The sequence below is a fragment of the Desulfocurvibacter africanus subsp. africanus DSM 2603 genome (assembly GCF_000422545.1).
Classification (GTDB): Bacteria; Desulfobacterota; Desulfovibrionia; order Desulfovibrionales; family Desulfovibrionaceae; genus Desulfocurvibacter; species Desulfocurvibacter africanus.
This window is the reverse complement of the sequence record NZ_AULZ01000020.1, coordinates 70,950-77,815: the sequence shown is the minus strand read 5'-3', so window position 1 is coordinate 77,815 and position 6,866 is coordinate 70,950. Positions and strand designations below refer to the sequence as shown.

Below are 6,866 nucleotides of genomic sequence, written 5' to 3'. Positions count from 1 at the left end.
TTATATCAACTTGCTTCCTATCTCCAATAGTCGAGTCGCACAAAGCAACATCAGCCAATTTATTATAAGCCAGAAATGCGTTAAAGACGCAGAGGCGCGAGTTTGAACGATTATTGAGGACGGACGCGGAGATTATTATACACTAACGCGGGCTGAGCTTAAGACTTTTCAATCTCAGAGAATAACTTTTTTAGAGCAGATTGCTTTTAAGACGCCCGCTCCGGCGTTGACGGCGCAAGTGAATTGCGCCTGCGCCTGCGCGCGGCGGCAAGCCATGCCGACGCATGGCTTGCAGAGCATTTTCAAAAGCAAAAGGCTCTAAAACGAAACTCCCGTCATGATTCCTTGTTCGGACCATGACGGGAGTTCTGTAATTTCGACAACAATGGCTATGCCAGGCGGGGCCTTATCCTACTTCTTTTTCCCGCCGCCCAGCAGACCGCCCAGACCTTCCTCAATGGCTTTGCCCACGTCATTGCCACTGCTTTTCTTTCCGCCGCCAGGCTGCCCGGTTCCGCCAGTTCCGTCGGATCCCTCAGATTTTCCCGATCCGCCCAGCACATCGCCAAGCCCACCAGGGAGCTTGCCGCCAAGCTGCTTCTGCAGCTCTTTCTGCACCGCTCCCGATGCCTTCTGCTGCAAGATCTGTTGAAAGGCCTTCTCATCCACGCCGAGTTTGAGGTTGCTCAAGTCCGTGTAGGAGCCCGAGAGCACGAGGGGCAAGGTATCGATGGGAACACCTTTGATACTCGGTATCTTGTTCGAAACCATGGTCAGAGGCATGCTCAGACTCTCCTGGGCCAGACTTACCTTACCGCCCTTGGACTCGACCTTGGAGTCCGCCGTGACCATGAACAGTCGTTTGAAATCCAGATCGCCCTGGTCGATATCGAAGCGGGCACCGAGCTGATCGAATTTCGTAACTTTTTCAAGGGAGCCGCTGGCTACGGTGCCGAAAAGCTGGCTTACTGCGCCCGGCACTATATTGAAGCCGCGCAACAACCCATGCTGTATGGTGATGTCACCCGAGCCATCAAGGGTCTTCATGATGGCATCAAGCGCGCCTTGGCCGCTCAGATCGAGCTTGGCCGTGGTACTTCCGCCAATCCAGCCCAGCTTGCCCAGATAGTCGTCGAGCAAGGGACCGATCTGCAGATTGGCTATATTCAAGGCCAATGATGGATTGGTGATCTGTTCGCGCAGGGTCGCTCCGGCAGTAGCCGTGACCTTGCCGCTGTACATATTGGCGCTGAACGGATCGACGTGGAAGACGCCATCCTTGCCGCGCACGGTCATGCGCACGTCGCTGGCCTTGACGTTCATGGCCTGGAACTGACCCACGTTCACGGTACCATTGACGGTCATTTTCTGCAGCATGCTCTCTTCCGCAGGCTTCTTCTCGGCCGGCGCGGATGTTGGAGCCGGGGCAGGTGCGGGCTTTTTTTCCTCAGCCGCGGCCTTTGGCGGCATGTAGCGGTCCGCGTTCAGGCGGTTGGCGGCTAGGGTGAAGGCGATATCCGGCCGTTCGAACCCCTGGACCGTAGTCTTTCCCGTAAGCACGGTTTCGTCCAGCTTGGCTTCCAGATTGGAAATGGCCGCTGAATCCTGCGTGGCCTGGAAGTTGAGTTTGGCCGAGGCGTTCTTGAGTGCAGCGGCGTCGGAGGTCTTGGGAATTTCCATGGCCAAGGCCTGCATGAGCGCGCGAGGACTGAATTCAGCCACCGACAAGCTACCCCGCAGGTTTGGTTTCTCCAGCAAGCTCTCTCCCTGGAGGCTGCCCGTCATATCCAGGACATATGCCTTGGCCGTGAAACGCGGCAGCTCCAGTCGACCTGTGGTCCAGTTCACATTCATGGTTTCGGCCCCGAAGGCCAGGTTGGCCTTGCCTGAAGGCAGGGCCTGACCGTTCGCCTCGGCCGTGAGGGCCAGCTTGCCTAGTTGGGCCAAACCTTCGGCCCAATTAGTGCGCATATCGGTCGCCAGCGAGGCCTTGCCTGTCATGCGCTGGGGCTGGCTTCCAGCCTGGCTTGCCGGCTGTTCCAGTGTAAAGGTCGTATTGACCTTCAATCCATCGACCTGGGCCACGCTCTTGGTCCAGTTGGCTTCGGTATTGCCGGCCAGTTCCACATGACCGGCAATGGATTGGGGTCCCGCGGCCTTGGCGGCGGAGTCGGCCATGTTCACGGTATAGTCGGTCGTGAGCGCAAGCCCACTGATTCGAGCCAGGCCTTCGACCCAGCGGACCACAGCGTCGGCGGCCACGGTGCTCTGGGCCGAAATTTTTTGTGTCGCACGGCCGTTTTGGGACGCGCTTTCCAAGTCCGCACGCAGATCGGAGGTGAGCTTGAGCCCTTGAATGTCGGCCACTCCCTGGCCCCAATCAGCTACGGCATTGGCGGCCACGGCCAGCCTGCCGGTCACGCTCTGAGTTGAGCCCTCGGCCTGCTGCACGAGCTTGTCGATGTTCAGCTTCAGATTGGTCCGCTCCGCTCTGGCTGTTTTCTGGTCCAGCATGAGCGTTATTATGGAATTCAGCTCCAGGCTGCCGGAGGCCTGGGGCTGAGAGGCTACAAAGGCACAATCCACGGACACGGGAAATGGCTGAGCCTCCATGGACAGTTCGCCTACATCCACATTGAGCTCGCGGATTTCGTAGCTCGCCTTGGCCTGCATGTCGGACCACACGAGCAGTCCGTTCTCGATCTCCAAGCCTGCCAGTTCGACTTTCTGCAGCGGACTTGCGCCAGGTTCCTGGGGTTGTTCGGGCTCGGCGGGCTTTTCTGCCGCTTGGCGCTCCATGTGGTCGAGGATGTCCTGCCAATTTGTCCGGCCCTGTTCGTCCTTGGCCAGCCGGATGACGGGATTCTGAATCACGACCGTATCCACAATCAACTCACGGCTGAGAAGCGGCAGGAGCTTGACGCGCACTTCGGCGTTCTCCACTGCGATCATGGGCTCGTCACCGAAACCCTCGGCATTGGCCATATGCATCCTGCCGATTTCCACCCCGAGCCAGGGAAAAATCGACAGGTCAATGTCGCCCTCGACGGCAAATTCGCGACCCGTGGCTTTCTGGACCTCCTGGGCGATACGGCCCTTATACTGATTGGGATCCACGACCATGGGCAACACGAGAGCGGCGACGATAACCAGCGCCACAAGCACCCCGAAAATGATGAGCCCGACCTTGAAAGGCTTGCGCATATTCTTCTCCAGCGGAATTTTTCCACGTGCCTCGACCATTATCTATTTTAGAATATCCTCTTTGGGCTCGGGCTGACAAGCTGCCCAGTTCTAACCTGTTCACTTGTCAGCCTAACCTGACAAGGTTATCATTATTTAATGCAACAGAACAATGACAAGACACTGCACGTAAGCGCAGCCGAGGCTTGGCAACGCCTGGACAGGCTGCTTGAACGCATTGTGCCGGAATTGAGCCTGCGCGGCCGGCGAAGGCTTATTGACCTAGGCAAGGCACTGGTGGACGGTCAACCGAAGCCCGCCGGCTTTAAGGTCGGGCCGGGTCAGACCATAACGGTGCGCATGGATGACATCCCGGCAAGTGATGCTTCCGCGTCCGGCCCATATGTGGTGCAGGCGGACGAACGCTTCGCGGCCGTTTATAAGCCCGCAGGCATGCACAGCGAGTCCCTGGCCGGGGGCGGGCAGGGACTGGATGCCCTGCTCCCCGAGTTGCTTGGCCGCACGGACGCCCGTCTGGTGAACAGGCTTGACCTGCCCACTTCCGGGATTGTTCTCGCGGCCCTGGGGTCCGATGCCGAGCAGGAATTCCGCAAACTGGAGAATGCCGGACAGGTGCGCAAGGAGTACGCCGTGCTCGTGCATGGCCACGTGGAGGTTCCGACCGTGCTGCGTCTGGCCCTGGATACCTCCGACCGCAAGAAGGTCCGCGCCCTGGGCGGCGACTCGCCAGATCCGCTACGCTGGACCGAGATCGAGCCCGTGGCCTACGATGCGCTCCTGGACCGCACGCGTCTGCGCGCCGTAATCCTCATGGGCGCGCGGCACCAGATCCGAGCGCACCTGGCCATGCACGATCATCCCATCGTGGGCGATACCCTTTACGGACCTGACGCGGAGGGGGAACGCCTGTACTTGCACCACGGCCGGCTGGAAATGCCGGGCTTCTGCGCCGAAGTTTCTCCGGACTGGGACTGAGCCGCAGAGGGCGGCCCACATGCGCAAAACCTTGTTTCTCCCTCGCGGCAGGCGCCAGGGAACCATGCTCTCCAATTCGAGCAGATTGCTTTTAAGACGCCCGCTCCGGCGCCCGCGGCGCAAGTGAATTGCGCCTGCGCCGAAGCTAGCGGCAAGCCATGCCGACGCATGGTTTGCAGAGCATTTTCAAAAGCAAAATGCTCCAGCTTTTTCCTCCCGCATGCTTCTTGCTTGCCCAGCAGGCCAAATCCTTAACCGCGTCGGGAAGTGCTTACCCCGGCCGCAGACCTGCTGGAGACCGCATGCGCATCCTCTTGTCCGCCTTGTTTGCCGTGCTCCTCGTATCCTCGTGCTCCGACGAGCCTCCCAGGCAAGAGGAGCCGGCAGACTTCTCAGGCCCTGTAATCGATGTCCCGCAGGAACCGGGCACGCCGGGCAATCCCATCATCGACAGCAACATGGCGGCCAAGGCCGCTATCCTGACCAATCTTCCCGAAGGCTGCCCTCAAGAAATTACTTCGCGGCTGACCGTGGTCACGGTCAGCTACTACGGCTTCGACGACAAGGCGCACCAAGGCCAAATCGTAGTGGACCGCGATCTGGCCGCTGACGTGACCCGGATCTTCGAACTTATCCTGGAGTCGGGGTTTCCGGTCCATACCGTGCTGCCCATCGCCCATGCCGAAATCCAGGCCAAAGCCCCCTCCGGCCTAAGCCCGGACACGGACAACTCCTCAGGCTTCGCCTTCCGCCCGCAGGCGGAGAGCGCCAAATTGTCCATGCACGCCCGGGGCTGGGCCGTGGATATCAACCCGCGCCTTAATCCTTACATAAAGGGCGAAACCATGCTCCCGCCTCGCTCGGCGTACGATCCTTCCATGCCGGGCACGCTCACGGCGGATCACCCGGTGGTGCTCAAATTCAAGGAACTCGGCTGGGAATGGGGCGGCGATTGGACGAGCCTCAAGGACTACATGCACTTCGAGAAAGTGCCGCCCGGCATGACCAAGGATTAACCGCCCGTTTGACATGGACCAAGCAACAGGCCCATTAAAGCAGATTGCTTTTAAGACGCCCGCTCCGGCGTTGACGGCGCAAGTAAATTGCACCTGCGCCGAATCAAACGGCTAGCCATGCCGACACATGGTTAGCAGAGCATTTTCAAAAGCAAGATGCTCCAGGAAGCATGAAAAAATGAAGGCAGCTCGCTGATATGCTCGCAGTTCCCTATAGCGCCATGTTCGTGACTGCTTTTCTCGCGGCCACGATCTTTCCCGCGCAGTCGGAGATACTGCTTGTGACGCTGCTGCTCTCCGGCAAGCACGACATGCTCATGCTGCTGGCCGTGGCCACGGCGGGCAACACGCTGGGGTCCATGGTCAACTGGGTGCTCGGCCGCTTCTTCAGCAAGTACCGCGACCGTCGCTGGTTCCCCTTGAAGCCCAAGCTCTTTGACCGGGCCGTAGGCTGGTATCAACGCTATGGAGTCTGGTCGCTCCTGCTGTCCTGGGCTCCATTCGTCGGCGATCCGTTGACCGTTGTGGCGGGCGTGCTCAAAACCAACCTGTGGCGCTTCACGGCCATCGTCCTGCTGGCCAAGGCCGGGCGCTACCTGTTCGTGACCGCGGCGACGCTGGGCTGGATGGGAAGAGGCTGAGCGCGGGCATGGATCTGCCCCTTTGCAGGCACTTGCCAAACCGGACACGCTCCGCCTAGAACTACCTTTCCGCACGCCGATGCCAATTGGAGGCACGGCGACTGCGTCCACTTCACGTCAGGAAGCAAATCCGTGCAGCTTAAAGGCTATTTCTACGTAATACTGGCCGCAGTGCTTTGGGCCCTCATCGGACCAGTCTCACGCTATGCCTTCGAGGCCGGCATGCCTCCCCTGGAGGTAGCCTTCTGGCGTTCCTGCCTGGCCTGGGTGTTCTTCGCGAGCCAGGCTCGGGCCCTGGGGCAGATGCGCGTTGCGCGCAACGACCTGCCCGCGGTGCTCGCCTTCGGCGTCGTCGGCATCGCCGGGCTGTTCGGCTCATATGCCATGGCAGTGCGCGCCGGCGGCGCGGCCCTGGCTTCGGTGCTGCTGTATACCGCCCCGGCCTGGGTCGCCGTCATGTCGCGCCTATGGCTGGGCGAGAGGCTCAGCACGCCCAAAATCGCGGCAGTAGTCCTGACAATCGTCGGCGTGGCCGGCATCAGCCTTGGTCCGGACTGGTCCGGTGGAAAGAGTTTCGGCGTGGCGGCTATCCTCTTCGGCCTGCTCTCGGGCATCACTTATGCCCTGTACTACATCTTCGGTAAACGCTATCTGGGCCGTTACAGCACGCCGACCCTGTTCCTCTACGCCCTGCCCGTGGGCGCTCTGGTCGTGTCACCCTTCTTCCGCTTCGAGGCCCACCCCTTGCAGGCCTGGGTCGCCGTCGCGGTCCTGGCTTTCGTGTCCACCTATCTGGCCTATTCGATTTATTATGCGGGTCTCAAACACCTGGAAGCCACGCGAGCCTCGGTGGTGGCCACGCTGGAGCCCCTGGTCGCCAGCCTATTGGCCTTTTTCCTGTGGGACGAGACCTTCACCCCTCTGGGCTACATCGGGGCGGCCCTCATCCTCTCCGCCGTGCTGCTAACCGTTGTGGATGGAGCGCGCCGTAGACGCATTGCCGCAATGCCCAGCCGCGCAGGGGCTTAAG

General features: G+C 60.3%; 5 protein-coding genes. 4 read left to right on the top strand and 1 reads right to left on the bottom strand.

Translation table 11 applies throughout. The annotated features are described in order from the left end of the window. Positions 1–411 precede the first annotated feature (411 nt). A complete protein-coding gene (locus tag H585_RS0114195; protein ID WP_027368292.1) occupies positions 412–3,204 on the bottom strand; it encodes an AsmA family protein in 2,793 nt (930 codons plus the stop codon). Between the two features lie 138 nt (positions 3,205–3,342). On the opposite strand from H585_RS0114195, the gene H585_RS0114190 reads away from it, so the two are divergent. The 4 genes from H585_RS0114190 to H585_RS0114175 all read left to right on the top strand — a co-directional run bounded on the left by H585_RS0114190 (position 3,343) and on the right by H585_RS0114175 (position 6,865). Next, positions 3,343–4,179: a pseudouridine synthase gene (locus tag H585_RS0114190; RefSeq protein WP_027368291.1), complete on the top strand. Its 837-nt coding sequence runs from the start codon at positions 3,343–3,345 to the stop codon at positions 4,177–4,179. A 302-nt stretch (positions 4,180–4,481) separates the two neighbouring features. Next, positions 4,482–5,195 carry a M15 family metallopeptidase gene (locus H585_RS0114185; RefSeq protein ID WP_027368290.1) on the top strand — a complete coding sequence of 238 codons (714 nt, stop codon included), beginning with the start codon at positions 4,482–4,484 and terminating at the stop codon, positions 5,193–5,195. A gap of 197 nt (positions 5,196–5,392) precedes the next feature. Next, positions 5,393–5,836 carry a YqaA family protein gene (locus tag H585_RS0114180; protein ID WP_027368289.1) on the top strand — a complete coding sequence of 148 codons (444 nt, stop codon included), beginning with the start codon at positions 5,393–5,395 and terminating at the stop codon, positions 5,834–5,836. Between the two features lie 132 nt (positions 5,837–5,968). Beyond that, a complete protein-coding gene (locus H585_RS0114175) occupies positions 5,969–6,865 on the top strand; it encodes a DMT family transporter (RefSeq protein ID WP_005985968.1) in 897 nt (298 codons plus the stop codon). Position 6,866 lies beyond the last annotated feature (1 nt).